Below are 17,825 nucleotides of genomic sequence, written 5' to 3' on the forward strand. Positions count from 1 at the left end.
GTTGCGCAGACATGTTGTGACATTCCCTGGTAGCAAGAAGTAGCAAAGCCTGCGTTCAATGCTTTTCTCTTGCTGCGTTTATCCGAACACCTAACGGATTTGGCTCGGCACAGGCTTGCTACGCTCGTTTTCCCTACCATCTTCGCTAACGACTTCCGATCTTGTTATTTCAGGGAAGCCTGCGAATAAACGATGTCCTCGTCTCCAAGAAAATCAGTGAGCGACTATTCGATATGTTTGTTGCGCTCGGAATGACAGCTTTAAAAGCATAAGCTGGCCGCATTTCTACATTTTCACGCATGCCGTTGTCGTCGTCGTTTGCGCTGTTGATACCATAAGCTGGCCATTTGGCCAACTTATGGGTTATTTTTCAGGGGGGGGTTCAATGTGGATGGTCAGATGCGCATCGGCATCAAGATGTAGCGATACTTCACGTCCTCGTTCGCATCCTCGGGTCGCATCTGTCCTGCACTCTGGGCATCCTTGAACTCGAGCCGCACCTCACCAGTGTTTCCGATTGCCTTTAGAAAATCGATCAGATACTGGCTGTTGAATCCGACGACCAGGGGGTCGTAATTGTATGGCGTCTCGATCGTGTCCTCGGACTCACCGGCGTCGGTGCTCGACGATGATAGTTTGAGCTCGTTCTGCTCGAGCCGGATCTTGATGGCACCGCTGCGTTCGTCGGCAAACTGCGCGACGCGCTGGATCGATCCCATCAGGTCTTCCGAGCGCACGATGACGAACTTGTTGTTGTCGCGTGGCAGTACGGCCTCGTAGTTGGGGAACTGGCCGGTTAGCTTACGGCTGGTCAGAACGCGTCCGCCAATCTTGAAGAAGAGGGTTTGGTCGTCATCGGCGAACTCCAGTGTTTCTGCCTCCGTCACGCCGAGCAAGGAAGAGATCTCGCTCAAAGCCTTGCGTGGAATCAGAGTCTTCTTTTCGCCGGATACTCCCTCCAGCGTCTCGCCCAGCTTTTCGATATGCGCGAGACGATGGCCGTCCGTCGCCACCATGGCCATGCTCTCGGCTTTCAGCACGAGCAGCGCGCCGTTCAGCGTGTAGCGCGACTCTTCGTTGGAGATGGCGAAGATCGTCTTCGAGACCATATTCTTCAGCGAAGGAACAGAGATCTTTGTCGCACCGCTCGATGGAAACTCTGGAACCTGCGGGAAGTTTGCGCGGGCCATGCCAACCATCTTGGTGTTCGAACGGCCTGCGCGGATCTGCACCCAATGGTTGTCCATCAGCTTGATGGAGATCTCGCCCTCGGGCAGCAGCTTGATGTAGTCGTAGAGCTTGCGGGCAGGAATGGTGCATGCGCCGGGCTTCTTTACCTTGGCCGCGCAGCTCGTCCGCAGGCTCTGATCGAGGTCGGTTGCGGTGATGGTGAGGCGGTCGCCACCTTCACCCTGGGTCGCTTCGAAAAGGAAGTTCGACAGGATCGGGATTGTAGTTTTGCGCTCGACGACGCTCTGTGCGGCGGTCAACTCTCGCAGCAGCTCGGCACGGGAGACGGTGATCTCGAGGTTGCCGGTTGGGGCTGGGGCTGCGCTCGTCTCGGTCGGCAAAGTCATCTCGGGCTCCTGGGTCGCACTCGTCACGGTCGGTCTCTCCCTGAATTCAGTTGTTGCTCACTGGCCAAACTGTACACCGGATCAAGGTTATGGTGCATCTGGGTCAGGCTCAGCTCATGCTTGATTCTAGGGTCGAACCTGCCTTCAACGCGATAGATTTCTTTGTGGAAAGCAAGGTCGCTTGTGTGCGACGGATGGTGCCGGCACAGATGCTTCACGAAGGATCGGCTACTGCTTCTATAGAAACTAGATAAAAACAGAGAAAATACCAGTAGCAGTAACCGTTGTCGCTTGAAAAGTGGATATCTCTCCCATCTCTTTCAATCACCTCGACTTGAGGGTGTGTCCTGTTTTAGAAAACTGGCCATGCAGAACCGAAGAGTTCGGAAGACTTGTCTGAAGCTTCTCTGAAGGTCACCGGTTATCCAATTTCTTCACAGCCTGCCATGCGAGTTTCTGAGAAGACATGGAACCAAAGGTGGGAATGTTGATCAAATGAAACAAAATGAGCGGCTTAGATCGTCCTGCTTTTTCACACTGTCATCTCATCTGCGAGGATAACGGGGCTGAAAAGCAAAAGGAGGCTTGTTATGAAGATTGCACTCTTTGGGGCTAACGGAGCTACTGGAAGGCTTTTAGTTCAGCGCTGTCTTGCCTCTGGATACGAGGTAACGGCACTGTTGCGCACGCCCGAGAAGTTTCCATTTGTCGATCGGGTTCAGGTGGTTCAGGGAAGTGCGTTTGATTCGGCACCAGTTCGAGAGACGATTGCGGAGGCGGACGTTGTTCTGTCTGCGCTTGGCGCGAAGTCTTTGAAGAGAGAGGACGTGCTCGAACGCGCTGTGCCACAGATCGTCAAGGCGATGCAGGAGACTGCGTCGCTGCAGCAGACGGTGCGGCGGATCATCGCTTTGGGGTCGGCTGGGGCGTTGGCTACTTCGTTGGATAAGCAGCCGGCGTGGCGTCGCTGGATCGTACAGAATGTGGTCTATAACACCTTCCTGAAGTGGCCTGTGGCGTCGCAGATCTCGCAGTGGAAGGATCTCTCGAGCAGCGGGCTGGACTGGACGATGGTGATGCCTCCCATGCTTACGAATGGGCCGGGGCGGGGCTACTACAGGGTGGATGGCGATGCGCTTCCACGCAATGGGAGCCGCATCGCGCGTGAGGATGTGGCCGATTTCATGATGCAGCAGATCGGCAATCCGCAGTGGGTTCAGAGGGGCGTGTATATCTCCTGGTAGGGGCGGGTTCGCGGTAGAGTATCTTTGTTGTTCGAGGAGCTCTCATGAGGCGTGTGACTCTACTGGCTGGGATTTTGTTTGCTGGGTTTGGGGCTGTGGGAATCGCGCAAACCCCTGTGCCTGCTGCACAAACCGCACCTGCTGCTCCGGTGGGCTCGATTTCTGGGCATCCGGGGTGGCCGGTGGCCAAGGCGGAGGATGTTGGATCGCCGGAGGCCATTGTTCATGCGGTGTATAGCGTGATCTCCGGGGGTAAGGGCGAGGCGCGGGATTGGGATAGGATGCGTTCGCTGTTCATTCCTGATGCGCGGCTTATTCCTTCGGCTGCTGCGCCTGGCGGGCATACGGATGCGATCATTCTGACGATTGATGGGTATATTGCGCGCAGCGATCGCAGGATGACGACGATGGGGTTCTTTGAGCGGTCGATTCACAATGAGATTGAGCAGTTTGGCAATATTGTTCAGGTTTGGAGCACGTATGAGTCGCGGCATGGTCTGGACGATGTCGCTCCGTTTGCGCGGGGGATCAATAGCTTTCAGCTATTGAAGGATGGGGAGCGGTACTGGGTGGTGAATATCTTCTGGGATGCGGAGTCGCCGGCGCATCCGATTCCTAATATTTATCTTCCGAAGTAGCGGTTTTTTCTGGGGGTGGTGGTGGGGTGTATTTGCTGGGGTTTTGGCGAAAACGGTGTGATTTTTGTGGTAGTTTGCTGGTGAGTTCGTGGTGGTTGGTGTGGTGGACGTGGTTGGTTCGCACCATGTTTTCGGACGGTGGGGAGTACGACAGGTTTTTCGGGTTTATTTTCAAGATATGTCCTGCCGGACGGGCCGCTGCTCGCGGGGAGGTCACTTCGTGACTTGTATACGCCTTCGGGTGGGCCTCCCGTTGGTCGGCACAGAGATGATTCCGACTATGGGGAGGACTTATACCTTCTGCGCGGGCTTGGCAGGTAGCGCGTCACGAAGTGACCTTCTAACCCGGAAGTGTACTTCCTAATTCGGGAAAATTTCGTTAGTCTTCGGCTGAACCCCTTATCTTTCCTGTGGTTCCAACGTAGAGCAACTGACCTGGACAGGGAGAGTGCATGTTTCAGGGTTTGGCGTGCCGCAGGCTGGGCGCGACGGCGAAGAAGACTGGGTGGATGGGCTTGCTGTGGTGCTGTGTCTTTGCGGCTCTGTGGACGAGCGCATGGGGCCAGACGGCGGTGGATGGGGCGATCAGCGGTTTTGTCGTCGATGTGAGCGGGGCTGCGCTGGCCGGGGCGGCGGTGCAGGTGGAGAGCGTCGCTACGGGATCGGTGGTGTCGGTAAAGACTGGCGGCAGGGGTGAGTTTCTGGTGGGGAGTTTGCCCGCGGGAGACTATCGGGTGCGGGTGGAGTACGAGCGCTTTGCGGAGTTGAGGCTGGAGCGGGTGACGGTGGAGGTGGGCGGCGCGACTACGGTGGACGCGAGGATGCGGGTGGGCGGTGTGGTGAACTCGGTGACCGTGACGGCGCAGGAGCCGGTTGCGACGATCAGCGAGGAGGATCTTTCTTCGGGTGCGATTGAGAGTGTGGTGACTCCGTATGAGATGGAGCGGCTGCCGGTGAATGGGCGGCGATGGCAGACGTTTGCGCTGTTGATGCCGGGGGTGAATGCGGATCCGGCGGGAGATGGGCTGCTGAGTTTTCGGGGGCTGGATTCGACGCAGAATAGTAGCCGGGTGGATGGCGGGGATGATGACCAGAGCTTTGGAGGGGTGCCTCGGGGGACGGGGGTGGAGAGTTCGGCTGAGGCGGAGGATGCGGCGGAGAGCGGCTCTTCGCGCAGGTCGAGCGGAGGGAGCGTGGATGGGGGTGGAGGGTATGGGCGTCATGCGGGGGCTGCTTATACGTTTTCGCAGGAGGCGGTGAGGGAGTTTCGGGTGAGTGGGCAGAACTACTCGGCATTGTATGGGCATGCGGCGGGTGGGATTGTGACGACGGTGTCGAAGAGTGGGACGAATGTGGTGCATGGCACGGGGTTTTATGTGGTGCGATCGAGTGCGCTGGGAGCGACGAATCCGTTTTCGATCTCGACGACGTATGTGGATGGCGCGGTAACGAGTGAGGCGGTGAAGCCGCATGATTTGAGGCAGCAGTTTGGCGGGAGCCTGGGCGGGGCGGCGGTGCGGGACAGGCTGTTTTACTTTTATGCGTACGACCAGCAGGTGCGGGACTTTCCTGCGGTGTCTGCGCCGGAGGATCCTGATTTTTATACGCTGACGGCGACGCAGATGGCGCTGCTGGCCAATCGCGGTGTGACGCCGGCGAAGGTGAATGCGGCGTTGAACTATCTGGATAGTTTGAGTGGAACGATTCCGCGGCGGCAGGACCAGACGATCAACTTCGGCAAGCTGGACTGGAGGGCTGCGTCGAAGCACAGGTTCAGTTTGCAGTATGACCGGGCTAGGTCGAGTTCGCCTTCGGGGGTGAGAACGGCGGCGGTGGTGGATGTGGGAAGGGCGAGTTTGGGGAGTAGTTTTGCGAAGGTGGATTCGGTGCTGGGGGGATGGTTGTGGCAGCCGGGGTCGCGTGTGAGCAATGAGCTGCGGGTGCAGTATGGGCGGGATTTGCAGTATGAGGAGGCTGCGGCTCCGCTGCCGCAGGAGCCGGCGGTGGGACCGGGTGGGTATGCGCCGGAGGTGTCGATTGGGCCGGAGGGATTTACGTTTGGAACATCGTCGTCGCTGGGGCGCACGGCGTATCCGGATGAGAGGAAGTTGCAGCTGCTGGATGTACTGAGTTGGACGCGCGGGCGGCATCATGTGCAGGTGGGTGCGGATGTGAGCCTGGTGCATGACTTTGTGGAGGGGCTGAATAATACGGAGGGCGCGTTCCACTATGACAGCGGTGTGACGTCGGGCCATGCGGGCGGTCTGGTGGATTGGGTGACAGACTATACGTTCGATGTGAATGCGTATCCGAACGGCGGGTGTCCTTCGATTACGTCGGCGATTCATGAGTTTTGTTTTCGCTCGTTTACGCAGAGCTTTGGGCAGCAGACGGTGAGCTTCGACACGCAGGAGTGGGCGGGGTTTGTGCAAGAGGACTGGAGGCTGCGGCCGGGACTGACATTGGATGTGGGCGTGCGGTATGAGTATGAGCTTTTGCCGCTGCCGCAACAGCCGAACGCCGGGGTGGATGAGGCGTTTGGGACGGTTGGCGCGACGGGGGTGTTTCCGGAGGACAGGAATAACGTTGGGCCGCGTGTGGGGTTGGCGTGGCAGCCGTTTGGAAGTAAACGCAGTGTGGTTCGGTTGGGGTATGGGTTGTTCTATGGGCGGCTGGCGGGTGCGATGATACGGAGTGCGCTGGTGGATACGGCGCTGCCGTCTTCGGCGACGCATGTGCTGATCTTACCTACGACGGTTACAGATTGTCCTCAGGCGGCGAACCAGGGGTTTGGATATGCGTGCTCGTATGTGACGACGCCGCCGGCCGCGGTGTCGACGACGACTTCGGCGACGTTGTTCGATCGTAGGTTTCGGCTGCCGATGGTGCAGCAGGGGAGTTTGACGATAGAGCATGAGTTGGGCGCGGGGATTGTGGCGAGTGCGACGTACCTGATGAATCTTGACCGGCAGCTGCCGAACTCGGTGGATATTAATATTGCTCCGGCGACGGTTACAAAAGAGTTTCAGTTGCAGGGTGGGACGAGTGCGTTTGGGGTGCAGGATGGTGAGACGTTTGTGATTCCGGAGTATACGCAGCGTTTGAATACGAGCTTTGGGACGGTGACGGATATTGTTTCGAACGACAATGCGACGTACAACGCGATGGTGGTGGAGGCGCGGAAGAGAGGACGCGGAGGGTTGGAGTTCAGGGCGAGCTGGACTTGGGCGAAGGCGCTGGACTATGGACAGATGAGTGCGACTCCGAGAGCGAATGCGCAGTTCGATCCGTTCAGCGTAGGGTATGACAGAGGGTTGTCGGGGTTGAACTTTCCGCAGAAGGTGGTGGCGAGTGCGGTTTGGGAGCCGAGGGTTCGGAGTGATTCGAAGACTTTGAGAACGGTGGCGAATGGGTGGATGGTTGCGCCGCTATTTACGGAGACGAGTGGGAGGCCGTACAGCCTGGAGATCTTTGGTGGGACACGGCTGAGCGGAGGGCACGAGAGTATCAACGGCTCGGGTGGGGCGGTGTATCTGCCGACGGTGGGGAGGAATACGCTGCGGCTGCCGGATTCGGGGCGGGTGGATCTGCGGGTGAGCAGGACGCTGCATGTGACGGAGAGGATGCGAGTGCGGGGGACGGTGGAGGCGTTCAATCTGACGAACCGTGTGAACTATTCGGCGATTATGCAGAGGGCGTTTCTGGTGGGGACGGAGGTGAATGGGGTGACGCCGCTGGTGTTTCAGAGTGCGGCGACGGTGGCGGCGGAGGGGTTGAATGTGCAGCCGTTTGGGACGTTCACGGCGGCGTCGGTGGGGCAGTCGCCGGAGCGGCAGGTGCAGGTGGGGTTGAGGGTGGAGTTTTAGAGGCGATGTCCTGCCGGACGGGCCCACTGCACGTGGGGTGGGCGTTCTCACGCTTTCTTAAACCTTCGGGTGGGCCTTCCGTTGGTCGGCAATGATCTCTGTGCTGACCAACGCAGGATCGGTCGAATGGGTGTATCAATCGCGAGGTGATCGTGGCTTGCGCAGGCGCTCGTCTTTTTAGTGTTGCGAGAGGGAGAGAGTGTTGCCGTCGGGGTCGCGGAACCAGGCTACCTTTGCGCCGCTGGGAGCGGTCCATACACCGTCGGCGCCTTGCTCGAAGTAGGGATAGCGCTCGAAGTGGATTCCTTTGGCGGTCATCTCGGCGACGGCGGTGTGGATGTCGGAGACCTGCCAGCCGAGGATGGTGAAGGATGCGGGGGTGAAGTCGCCGACGCGAACGATGCGGACCATGTTGCCGTTTGCGTCCATGACGATGGCGAAGGTGTCGTCGCTGATGAAGCGGAGGCCGAGTTGCTGTTCGTAGAAGGTGCGGGCGCGGTCGGCGTCCTGGGTGGGGATGAAGGCGATGAGTGGGTTGTCGGCGATCATGCATTTACCTCGTGGGATGCGAGTGTAGATGAAGTGTGGGGGTTGGGCTAGTGCATGGGTAGTTGATCTGGATTGGAGTCTGGGCGGGAGGCGAAGCGGGTGGTGGGGAAGGTGTTGGGGTAGTTCTGCTGGATCCATGCGGTCATCTGTTCGCGGACGAGGCAGCGGAGGTCGAAGCTTTCGCTGGAGTTGCGTGAGCTCATGAGGCAGCGGATCTCCATGGAGCGGTCGGTGAGGTTGGTGACCTGGAGGCCGCAGACGCGCTTGTCCCAGAGCGGCGTGGTCTGGACGATGAGGTTCAGTTGCTGGCGAAGGGCTTCGACGGGGATGGAGTAGTCGACGTAGAGGAAGGCGGTGCCGAGGATGTCGGAGGACTCGCGGGTCCAGTTGGTGAAGGAGTTTTCGATGAAGTAGCTGAGGGGGACGATGAGGCGGCGGAGGTCCCAGATTTTGATGACGACGTAGGCGGAGTTGATCTCTTCGATGCGTCCCCACTCGCCCTGGACGACGACGACGTCATCGATGCGGATAGGTTCGGTGAGGGCGATCTGGAGGCCGGCGAGGAAGTTGGCGGCGGTGGATTTGGCGGCGGTGGCGAGGATGAGGGAGGCGATGCCGGCGGAGGCGAGCAGGCCGGAGCCATAGTGCCAGATGCGGGGATCGTTGAAGGTCCAGAGGAGGGCGCCCATGTCGATGATGACGACGAAGGAGATGAGCATGCGGCGGAAGAGTTGGAACTGGGTGTGGACGCGGCGGGCCTGGACGTTGTTTTCGGCGTTGAGATCGTAGCGGCGCAGCATGACGGCCTGGAAGACGTAGATGCAGCCGACAGCGAACCAGCCGAGCGCGGCGACCATCGCCATCGCAAGGCCCTGGCGGATGTTGGCTTCGAGGCTGTCGGAGAGCTTGGGTATGGCGGGGAGAATGGCGATGAGGCAGGTGAGCAGGAATATGGCGCGCGCGGGTTTGCCGAGATAGCGCTGCATGCCCCAGCCGAGGCCTGCGGTCTTTCCTTCTTCGCGACGCAGTATGCGGAAGAGGATGTAGTGAATAACGTTCGCGAGGACGATGGCGGTGCAGAACCAGAAGATGGCGGCGAACCAGCCGTGGCGGAAGTGTCCTATGGCAAGCGTCGATATGCGGGAGTGCGTTAGCTGAGGAACTAGGGATGCGAGTTCGGCGGAGCGAAGGGTCTGTGCGTTCAAGATGCCAGGTCTCCTGTGACCGTTAGATGCGTGAGGGTGGAGACGGTTTGATGTAACGAGTGTCCCGGTTTCTGCTTCTATGGGTGCTTATTTCTTTGGGTGCTGCAGCGAGTTGAGGAAGTCGAGGATGGACTGCTGCAGTGCGATGCGGTGGTCGGAGTAGGAGTGGTCGGTGGGCATGTGGGTTGCGGTGATTTGTGTGCCACCGGCTTTGTGGACCGCGGCGACGAAGGCGTCGTTGGAGGGGGCGAGGCCGTCGTCGGAGGTGATGACGAGGATGGGGCGTGTAGTTAGCTTCGGGGCGAGGTTGGGGACGTTCCAGAGTGTGGCGTTGGTGATGAGGTCTTGTGCGAGGCTCTCGGGGGTGCATCCGGCGAGCGGGGAGATGCCCTCTGCGGCTAGATTCGTGGCGAGGGGATGAAGAGCGTGGATGCGCTGAGCGGGTGGGATGGGCTGGAGTTTGTCTACACCCATGTCTGCTGCGGAGACGAGGACGACTGCCTTGATGGCGGGATCCTGCGCGGCGGCGTAGCGTGCGATGAAGCCGCCCATGCTGTGGCCGAAGAGGACGATGTCGTTGGGGTCGGCGCGGAGTTTTTTGGCGTTGACGGGATTGCGCAGGTAGGCGATGGCGGACTGTGCGTCCTCGATGGAGTGGGTGAAGGAGAAGTTGCCGGGAGAGCCCCAGGAGCCGCGATAGTCGAAGAAGAGGACGTCGTAGCCGTCGCGGCGGAGGGTCTGGGCGATGTCGAAGTTGCGCTCGTTGCCGGGGAAGCCGTGGAGGAGGATGACGACGGGATGCGGGCCGGGACCTTCGGCCACATAGACGAGTGCGTTGAGCAGGGCGCCGTGGCTGGGGAGCTGGAAGGTTTGCATGGCAGCGGGGTTGGCTTTGTCTGGCGTGGGGTCGGCTGCGATGGCCGATGGAGACTGCTGGGCGTGCATGGAGGGGCAGAGTGGGAAGCAGAAAAGCAGAGCCGCGGCAAGGAGGGGATGGATGCGCATGAGTCGATTGTTCTGCGCTGGGCTTGGATTGTAAAGGTCTGGATTTGTAAAGGTTTGAATTGTAAAGAAGATGCTGCGGAAAGCCTAGAATAGAGGGGTGAGCTTTACGGAACAGTTCGATGTGGTGGTGGTGGGGGCGGGGCATGCCGGGTGCGAGGCGGCGATGGCTGCGGCGCGGATGGGGCTGCGTACGGCGATCTTTACGCTGAATCTGGATTTGATTGCGCAGATGAGTTGTAATCCAGCGATTGGCGGGATTGCGAAGGGACACCTGGTGCGCGAGGTGGATGCGCTGGGCGGGGTGATGGGCGAGGTTGCGGATGCGACGGGGATTCAGTTTCGGCTGCTGAATACGTCGCGTGGTCCGGCGGTGTGGTCTCCGCGGGCGCAGTGCGACAAGGCGCTGTACCGCGTGAAGATGCGCGAGGTGCTGGAGGGGCAGAAGAATCTCTTTATCAAGCAGGCGGAGGTGGTGGACCTGCTGATTGAAGAGGTTGCTACGGTGGAGGAGAGCGGTCGTGCTTCGCACGATGCACCCCTTAGCGCGATGAAGCTGCGCGAAGATGAGGCACACAGTTATGTAACTGATTCGGTAACTTGTTCTCCTGGCCTTACCGCAGGCAGAGTTGTTCGTGGGTTGAAGTTGCGGGATGGACGCGTGATTCATGCGGCGGCGACGATTGTTACGACGGGTACGTTTTTGAATGGGCTGATCCATTGCGGAGAACAGCAGTACACGGCGGGGCGTAGTGGAGAGCCGGCGAGTGTGTTGCTGGGCGAGGCGCTGAAGCGGCTGGGGCTGCGGGAGTGCAGGCTGAAGACGGGAACGCCGCCGCGTCTGGATGGGCGGACGATTGACTGGACGCAGTTTCAAGAACAGCCGGGGGATGAAGATCCGACGCCGTTCAGCATGCGGTCGGGAGTGGCGAAGGGCGGGGCGCTTCCGCTGCGGCAGATCATGTGCCACGTTGCGCATACGACGCCGGAGACGCTGCGGCTGATTCGCGAGAATGTACATCGTTCGCCGATGTATACGGGACAGATTGAGGCGATTGGGCCGCGATACTGTCCTTCGATTGAAGACAAGATTGTGCGGTTTCCGGAGAAGACGCGGCACCAGTTTTTTCTGGAGCCGGAGGGTCTGAATACGCACGAGGTTTACATCAATGGCATGAGCACGAGTCTGCCGATGGAGGTGCAGTCGGCGATGGTGCGTTCGATTCCGGGACTGGAATATGCAGAGATGCTTCGTCCGGGATATGCGATTGAGTATGACGCGATTGATCCTACGGAGCTGGACCGTTCGCTGCGGGTGAAGTCGATTGCAGGGCTTTATCTTGCCGGACAGATTAATGGGACGAGCGGATATGAAGAGGCGGCGTGCCAGGGGTTGATGGCAGGGATTAATGCGGCGCTGGCGGTGCGGGGTGAAGAGGCGTTTACGCTGGATCGCACGGAGGCTTATACGGGGACGCTGATCGACGATTTGATCAGCAAGGGAACGAATGAGCCGTACCGGATGTTTACGTCGCGGGCGGAGTTTCGACTTCACCTGAGGATCGATAATGCGGATCGGCGGCTGACTCCGCATGGACGACGGCTGGGGCTGATCGATGATGCGGCGTGGGCGGAGTATGAGGCGAAGCAGGCTCGGGCAGAGGCGTTTGAGAGGCTGTTGCAGACGGCGCGGGTGCGGGCGGAGGAGTTGCCGGCGGAGCTGCTGGCGAGGTTGGATGGTGATGCGGCGGGAGTGAGTGGGCAGACGTTTGCGCAGTTTTTGAAGCGGCCTGAGGTTCCGGTGGAGGAGATGGCGCTGCTGCTTCGGGATCGGCTGGCAGTTGGTGATGGGGCGCTGAAGGAGTGGGTGGAGGCGATGGATGGCGCGCGTGTTGCTGGCGGCTCGAGGCTGCCTGCGTGGGTGAGGAATGAGATGAAGACGGTGGAGACGGAGATCAAGTACTCGGGGTATCTGGACCAGCAGCGCCGCTCGATTGAGAAGATGCGGAAGTCGGAGAGGCGGGGGATTCCTGCGTGGTTCGAGTACAGCGCGGTGAGCGGGCTTTCGAGCGAGATGAAGGAGACGCTGTCGCGGGTGCGGCCGCAGACGCTGGGACAGGCGAGTCGGATCTCTGGGGTTACGCCGGCGGCGGTGAGTTTGATTCTGATTTATATCGAGATACAGGGACGAGACAGGGTGGCTTAGTACGCTGCGGGCGGCAAGTTTGTGTGATATGTATCCGATCGGGCGATTTTGACGTCCAATGCTGTGTAGGAATGGAGATGGCTATGTCAGCTGGGATGAGGTCGGGACTGTTTGTATTGGGTGTGGTGGCGCTGGGTGTGGTGCTGTTGGCTGGCGGGAGGAAGATGATGATGGGAACGGTGATGGGTGCGGAGAGAAAAGAGCCGCTTCCGGCTCCTACGCTGGATGAGCCGAGTTCGTCGTCCACGCATGAGACGGCGGTGTTTGCGGGTGGATGCTTCTGGGGTGTGCAGACGGTGTTTCAGCGGGTGAAGGGGGTTACGGCGACGACTGCGGGCTACTCGGGCGGGTCGGCTTCTACTGCTACCTATGATCAGGTTTCTTCGGAGAGGACGGGTCATGCGGAGTCGGTGAAGGTTGTGTTCAATCCTTCGAAGATCAGCTATGGCACGCTGCTTCGGATCTTCTTTTCGGTGGTGCACGATCCTACGCAGATGAATCGTCAGGGGCCGGATGTGGGCACGTCGTATCGCTCGGTGATCTTTTTTACGAGTCCTGAGCAGGAGAAGATTGCGAAGGCGTACATTGCGCAGCTCGACGGAGAGCATGCTTTTGCAAAGCCGATTGTGACTGAGGTTGTTCCGCTGAAGGCGTTCTACGACGGCGAGGACTATCACCAGGACTATGCGGAGAAGAATCCGAACAATCCTTATATCCAGATCTGCGATGTGCCTAAGACAAAGGCGTTGATGGCGCAGTTTCCGGATCTGTTTCAGGACTACAAGCACAAGTAAATTGCAGTGGGTCTTTCGGCAGACTTACTGGGAGACCTCGCCCTCGGGCTCGTCGGTCGGGTTGTCGATCTCGGCCTGGAAGCCTTCGAGCAGGCGCTCGAGGAAGACGTCGGTGTCGGCACCTTGGTTCTGAAGCTCGTGGGCGTGGGCGATGTGGCGTGCGAGGTCGGCGAGAACGATTCCCCAGGCGAAAGGATCTTCCCAGGCGCCGCTGCGGATGCTGACGTGTTGCGACTGCTCGGCGATCCAGACTCGGAGAACCTCGAAGGAGGCTTTGTCGCGTTGCGCGGCTGAGGGGATGCTTAGGACTTTCTCTGAACCCATCTTGGCTCCTGTGCGACTTAAACTAGGACTTCCTCAATAGCCTATAACGACTTGCCTGACGGGATGGAAACCGGCGTTTGCGGAGAGCGTGGACTGGGAGCATCTGGTACGGTTCTCCCTGCGCGGGCGTGGGTATGTACGGCGTAGACTGTTGCTACAGGATCCACAGAATCCACAGGTTCACCCGCTTTCCGCAGGGTGAACTTCTGTAAGGTAAGAATTCCAATGGCAACGTACCCCCACATCGTCGGCGAGCAGGAACGGCCGGCATCCGTGCATGCCGAGATGACTATTCTTGGCGCGATGCTGGTAGAGCCGGTTGCGATCATCGACGCGACCATGCTGTTGAAGACTGACGACTTCGCTCTGGATTCGCATCGCAAGATCTACGACGCGATGCTGCATCTGGTGGAGGTTGGGCACGCTGTCGATATCGTTACGGTCACCGACTTTCTGAGTAAGAAGAAGGAGCTGGACTCGGTTGGCGGACTGCCGTATCTGGCGTCGCTGAGCGAAGGGCTGCCGCGCAAGCTGAGCATCGAGAGCTATGTTCGCATCGTCCGCGACAAGAGCCTAATGCGACAGCTGCTTACGGTCTGCGATATGGGGATGGTCGAGGCGTCCGATCAGAGCCGCGAGGCGATCGACGTGCTGAACCAGGTGAGTAGCCGGTTGACCGAGATCTCGGAACACGCGGTGACGGGCGGTTTCTCCGATATCACGGCGATTGTTAAGGATTCGTTCGGGTCTATCGATGCGCTGTATGAGCAGGGGCGCGAGGTTACCGGGCTGGCGACGCACTACATCGAGTTTGATCGTATGACGAGTGGGTTGCAGGAGTCGGAGCTGACGATCATCGCGGCTCGGCCTTCGATGGGCAAGACGGCGTGGGCGATCAACATCGCGGAGAATGCGGCGGTGCGCGGCGGCAAGGTGGTCGCGGTGTTCTCGCTTGAGATGAGTAAGGCGAGCCTGCTGCGCAGAATGCTGGCCTCGCAGGCGCTGGTGAGTTCGAGGGCGATTCAGAACGGAATGATGATGCGGGAGGACCGCAGCAAGTTGATTGAAGGGCTGGAGCGGCTGATGGAGTCGAAGATGTTTATCGACGATACGCCGGGCATTACGCTGGCGGAGATGCGCGCGAAGGCGAGGCGGCTGAAGCAGCAGCATGGGTCGCTTGATTTGATTGTGATCGATTACCTGCAGTTGATGACGGGCTCGGCGGGCGGGCAGAAGGGCTTTGAAAATCGCACGCAGGAGGTCTCTGCGATCTCGCGTGGGTTGAAGGCGCTGGCCAAGGAGATGAAGGTGCCGGTGGTTGCGCTGTCGCAGCTATCGCGTGCGAGTGAGCAGCGCGGTGGGGATAAGAAGCCGTTGCTGAGCGACCTGCGTGAGTCGGGCTCAATCGAACAGGACGCTGACGTGGTGTGCTTCATTCATCGCGAGGAGTACTACGACCGCGAGAACGAAGACCTGAAGGGTAAGGCCGAGATCATCATCGCGAAGCAGAGAAACGGGCCGACGGGAAGCATTCATCTTGCGTATCTTGCGGACTACACGCGATTCGAAAATCTGCAGCCTGGTGGCGACTCCGGCGGTTATTAGTCGGAACGCTCTGTTTATTGTCTGCTTATCTTTACTTTATTTCTTTCCAAGTACGAGTTTGTCGAAGCTCTTTCCAGCCATGGCAGGCATCATAAGCGGGCGGGTCATGGCTTGCGTGGCGAGATTCGGCGGCCAGAATGGATCTGCGGCGGCGACTGGGCCTAATGCGATATCAGGAATCTTGGTGCTGATCGATGAGTTCATGGTGTCGATGAACGTGTTGGCTACGACGGCGTAACCGGTGTTGGTGGGGTGGATGCCGTCGAGTGCGAAGAAGCCTCCGAGGAAGCTTGCGGTGCCGGTGTATCCGTTGATGGTGAGGCCCGAGGCGGTGACCTTCGCGAAGAGTGCATTGATATCGACCAGCGTGGCGTTGGCTGCCTTGGCCTGAGCGGCGATGACCTGATTGAATGCTGCGACCTGCGCCTGCACGGTGACGACTTCGGAAGCAGAGAGTACTCCTGCATCGTCGATGGGTCCCTTCTGGGCGCCGCCGAGGATGAGGGGGATCTCGTCGAGTCCGGTGGGATTGACGTAGTCGCCGGGGACGATGCCGAGCAGGCCGCTGAGGACGGCGGTGGGGACCCCGGTGGCGGCGGAGTACTCGCCGAGGACGAGGGCGGCGGGCTGGAGGTAGGGGACCTGTGTGACGTCTGGGATGTTGGCGATGACGAGGTGGGCGGGGGTCATGGTGGTGAGCTGCGTGATGAGCGCCTGATACTGCGAGGTGAAGCTGGCCACCGTCGTCATGCTGCTGGGCATACCGGTCTCGTCGGCGATGAGGGCGTCGTTGTTGCCGATCCAGAGAAAGATGGTGGTGGGCTGAGCTTTGACGGCGAAGGTTGACTGACTATAGGCCTGCCCGTAGCCGAGGCCGGGGAAGCCGAGTACGAGCTGGGTGATCTGCTGCTCGGGCGTGGTGGGGGTTGCCAGCGGGAGGGTATTCATGACGTCGTTGACGAAGGCGCCGGGCACGGCGAGGTCGGTGACCTGGGTGGCGAAGTTATCGCGGCCGGTGGTGGTTCCGGGTGCGGTGGTGAAGACGGGCGGTGGTCCGACGGAGACGAGCTCCATCACGTTGGGTGCGCCGGGAAAGGCGATGAGAGGCTGGATGATGTTGAAGCCGGCCTGCGCGGCAACTACGGGCGCCCATCCGTGAACCTGTTGGGTGTCGAGAAGGGATCCGCTCTGGTAGCCGGCAGTGAGCGAGTCGCCGAGGAAGACGGTGTTGGAGAAGTTGCCGACGTTCTTCGCCTGCGCTGCCTGGATGGCTGCGAGGGGGTTGGAACTGCCTCCGCCGGAGCAGCCGGTGAGCCAGAGGCCGATACCTACGAGAAGAAGCGGAGTGCAGGAGAGAGAGACTGAACGGCTATTCATTTTCATGGCGACGCACGTACCCCTTTGCGACGTCGCGGACCCTGGGTGGCGTCGCGGCGGTGGTGCTTTCTTCGGACGTGGCTTTGTATCACACCTGGGGTGCGATGGGGAATCGGTAGTTCAGCGGCCTCTCTGCGGGAGACCGCGACGGTTAGGATAAGGAGTGTGAAGAGTTGGGTGGAGGTTTCAGAGCAGCGGCTGGCGGCGAACTACAGACTGCTGATGGAGGCGGCTGGCGCGGGTACGGCGGTGCTCGCCGTGGTGAAGGCGAACGCCTATGGGCATGGGGCGGCGATTTGCGCTCCGGTGCTGGCGCGGGCTGGAGCGAAGTGGCTTGGGGTGACGGATGTTGCTGAGGGCGCGGCGGTTCGGGAGGCTCTGACGAGTGAGGGAATCTCGAGTGCGATGCAGCCGGAGATATTGGTTATGTCTGGGCTGATTGGCGACGAGGCGGGTGCGGTGGTGCGGCATGGTCTGACGCCTGTCGTCTGGGATCGGCAGCAGGTGGAGTGGCTTGCGGGTGCAGTTTCCCGAGCGGGTAGTGGTGTTCCACTGGCTGTGCATGTCGAGATTGACACTGGGATGGCGCGGCAGGGCGTTCGACCGGGGGAGGATCTGGATGAGCTTCTGGGCTGGCTTAGAGCGCAGTCTGGGTTGCGGCTGGGTGGGGTGATGACACACTTCGCCTCGTCGGAGATTGCTGGGTCGCCCCAGACGGTAGAGCAGGCGGGATTGTTTGAAGAGGCGGTGGGGGCGGTCAAGGCGGCTGGTTTGCAACCGGCTTGGGTGCATGCGGGTAACTCGTCTACTGTCGACAATCAGGGCGTCAAGAATTTCGGCGAGGGCAGTCCTGCTTGGTTGCGTCGGTTGGCCGCGAGTGTAGGGGCGAGGTCGATGGTGAGGACTGGGCTTGCTCTCTATGGGTATTGTCTGCCTATTGAACAGGCTTCCGTGTCTTCGACGAAGGAGGATGTGGTTCGGCCCGGTGTCGAGCCAAGGCTTCAGCATGTGATGACCTGGAAGACGCGAGTGATTGGGCTGCGCGATGTGCGTCCTGGCGACACCGTTGGGTACAACGCGATCTTTTCGGCGCAGCGGGCGATGCGGCTTGCGCTGCTGCCGGTTGGATATGCGGACGGAGTTCGGCGCGAGCTCTCTGGGTCGGATACGCGGCCTGGTGGATGGGTGATGGTGCATGGCAGGTGTGCGCCGGTTGTGGGGCGGGTGTCGATGAACCTGACTATCGTGGATGTGACGGAGATTCTGGATGTTGCGGTGGGGGATGAGGCTGTTGTTCTGGGAGAAGGCATTACAGCGAATGACCATGCGCGGATCGCCGGGACCATTGCGTATGAGATTGTGTGCGGCGTGCGGGCGAGCTCGCGGCTTGTGTAATCGGTGCTGCGCATTTGCGCCCACGGCATCCCGCCCTTTAACA

General features: G+C 59.9%; 13 protein-coding genes. 7 read left to right on the forward strand and 6 right to left on the reverse strand.

Going from position 1 to position 17,825, the window contains the following annotated elements:
* Window positions 1-395: 395 nt before the first annotated feature.
* Window positions 396-1,577, reverse strand: a complete 1,182-nt coding sequence (dnaN, locus tag GSQ82_RS14355; RefSeq protein WP_158792922.1) for a DNA polymerase III subunit beta — start codon at window positions 1,575-1,577, stop codon at window positions 396-398.
* 590 nt (window positions 1,578-2,167) lie between these two features.
* Between dnaN and GSQ82_RS14360 the strand changes: the two genes are divergently transcribed.
* The 3 genes from GSQ82_RS14360 (at window position 2,168) to GSQ82_RS14370 (ending at window position 7,325) form a co-directional block, all read left to right on the forward strand.
* Window positions 2,168-2,821, forward strand: a complete 654-nt coding sequence (locus tag GSQ82_RS14360; RefSeq protein ID WP_158792923.1) for an NAD(P)-dependent oxidoreductase — start codon at window positions 2,168-2,170, stop codon at window positions 2,819-2,821.
* 44 nt (window positions 2,822-2,865) lie between these two features.
* On the forward strand, window positions 2,866-3,459 hold the full coding sequence (locus GSQ82_RS14365; RefSeq protein ID WP_158792924.1) for a hypothetical protein: 594 nt from the start codon (window positions 2,866-2,868) through the stop codon (window positions 3,457-3,459).
* Window positions 3,460-3,911: 452 nt separating this feature from the next.
* The gene (locus tag GSQ82_RS14370) at window positions 3,912-7,325 is read left to right on the forward strand and encodes a TonB-dependent receptor (RefSeq protein ID WP_158792925.1); all 3,414 of its coding nucleotides are present in this window, start codon (window positions 3,912-3,914) and stop codon (window positions 7,323-7,325) included.
* A 177-nt stretch (window positions 7,326-7,502) separates the two neighbouring features.
* On the opposite strand, the gene GSQ82_RS14375 is transcribed toward GSQ82_RS14370, so the two are convergent.
* From GSQ82_RS14375 to GSQ82_RS14385, 3 genes are all read right to left on the reverse strand, one after another.
* Entirely contained in the window at window positions 7,503-7,874 is a 372-nt protein-coding gene (locus tag GSQ82_RS14375) for a VOC family protein (protein ID WP_158792926.1), read from the reverse strand.
* A gap of 47 nt (window positions 7,875-7,921) precedes the next feature.
* Complete coding sequence (locus GSQ82_RS14380; protein WP_254061652.1) at window positions 7,922-9,079, reverse strand: mechanosensitive ion channel family protein; 1,158 nt, start codon at window positions 9,077-9,079, stop codon at window positions 7,922-7,924.
* Window positions 9,080-9,166: 87 nt separating this feature from the next.
* Window positions 9,167-10,084 (reverse strand): S9 family peptidase, encoded by a 918-nt coding sequence (locus tag GSQ82_RS14385; protein WP_158792927.1) that lies wholly within the window; start codon window positions 10,082-10,084, stop codon window positions 9,167-9,169.
* Between the two features lie 97 nt (window positions 10,085-10,181).
* Here GSQ82_RS14385 and GSQ82_RS14390 point away from each other — a divergent pair, with 97 nt between their 5' ends.
* Window positions 10,182-12,287: a tRNA uridine-5-carboxymethylaminomethyl(34) synthesis enzyme MnmG gene (locus GSQ82_RS14390; protein ID WP_158792928.1), complete on the forward strand. Its 2,106-nt coding sequence runs from the start codon at window positions 10,182-10,184 to the stop codon at window positions 12,285-12,287.
* Between the two features lie 170 nt (window positions 12,288-12,457).
* Window positions 12,458-13,081: a peptide-methionine (S)-S-oxide reductase MsrA gene (msrA, locus tag GSQ82_RS14395; protein ID WP_158793698.1), complete on the forward strand. Its 624-nt coding sequence runs from the start codon at window positions 12,458-12,460 to the stop codon at window positions 13,079-13,081.
* 24 nt (window positions 13,082-13,105) lie between these two features.
* Here msrA and GSQ82_RS14400 read toward each other — a convergent pair whose 3' ends face one another.
* Window positions 13,106-13,405 carry a DUF5076 domain-containing protein gene (locus GSQ82_RS14400; protein WP_158792929.1) on the reverse strand — a complete coding sequence of 100 codons (300 nt, stop codon included), beginning with the start codon at window positions 13,403-13,405 and terminating at the stop codon, window positions 13,106-13,108.
* 225 nt (window positions 13,406-13,630) lie between these two features.
* Here GSQ82_RS14400 and dnaB point away from each other — a divergent pair, with 225 nt between their 5' ends.
* A complete protein-coding gene (gene dnaB, locus GSQ82_RS14405; RefSeq protein ID WP_158792930.1) occupies window positions 13,631-15,010 on the forward strand; it encodes a replicative DNA helicase in 1,380 nt (459 codons plus the stop codon).
* A 36-nt stretch (window positions 15,011-15,046) separates the two neighbouring features.
* Here dnaB and GSQ82_RS14410 read toward each other — a convergent pair whose 3' ends face one another.
* The gene (locus tag GSQ82_RS14410) at window positions 15,047-16,387 is read right to left on the reverse strand and encodes an SGNH/GDSL hydrolase family protein (RefSeq protein WP_158792931.1); all 1,341 of its coding nucleotides are present in this window, start codon (window positions 16,385-16,387) and stop codon (window positions 15,047-15,049) included.
* Window positions 16,388-16,552: 165 nt separating this feature from the next.
* Between GSQ82_RS14410 and alr the strand changes: the two genes are divergently transcribed.
* Complete coding sequence (alr, locus tag GSQ82_RS14415) at window positions 16,553-17,782, forward strand: alanine racemase (RefSeq protein ID WP_254061653.1); 1,230 nt, start codon at window positions 16,553-16,555, stop codon at window positions 17,780-17,782.
* The last annotated feature ends 43 nt before the right edge of the window (window positions 17,783-17,825 follow it).

This window comes from Granulicella sp. L60, assembly GCF_009765825.1.
Classification (GTDB): Bacteria; Acidobacteriota; Terriglobia; order Terriglobales; family Acidobacteriaceae; genus Edaphobacter.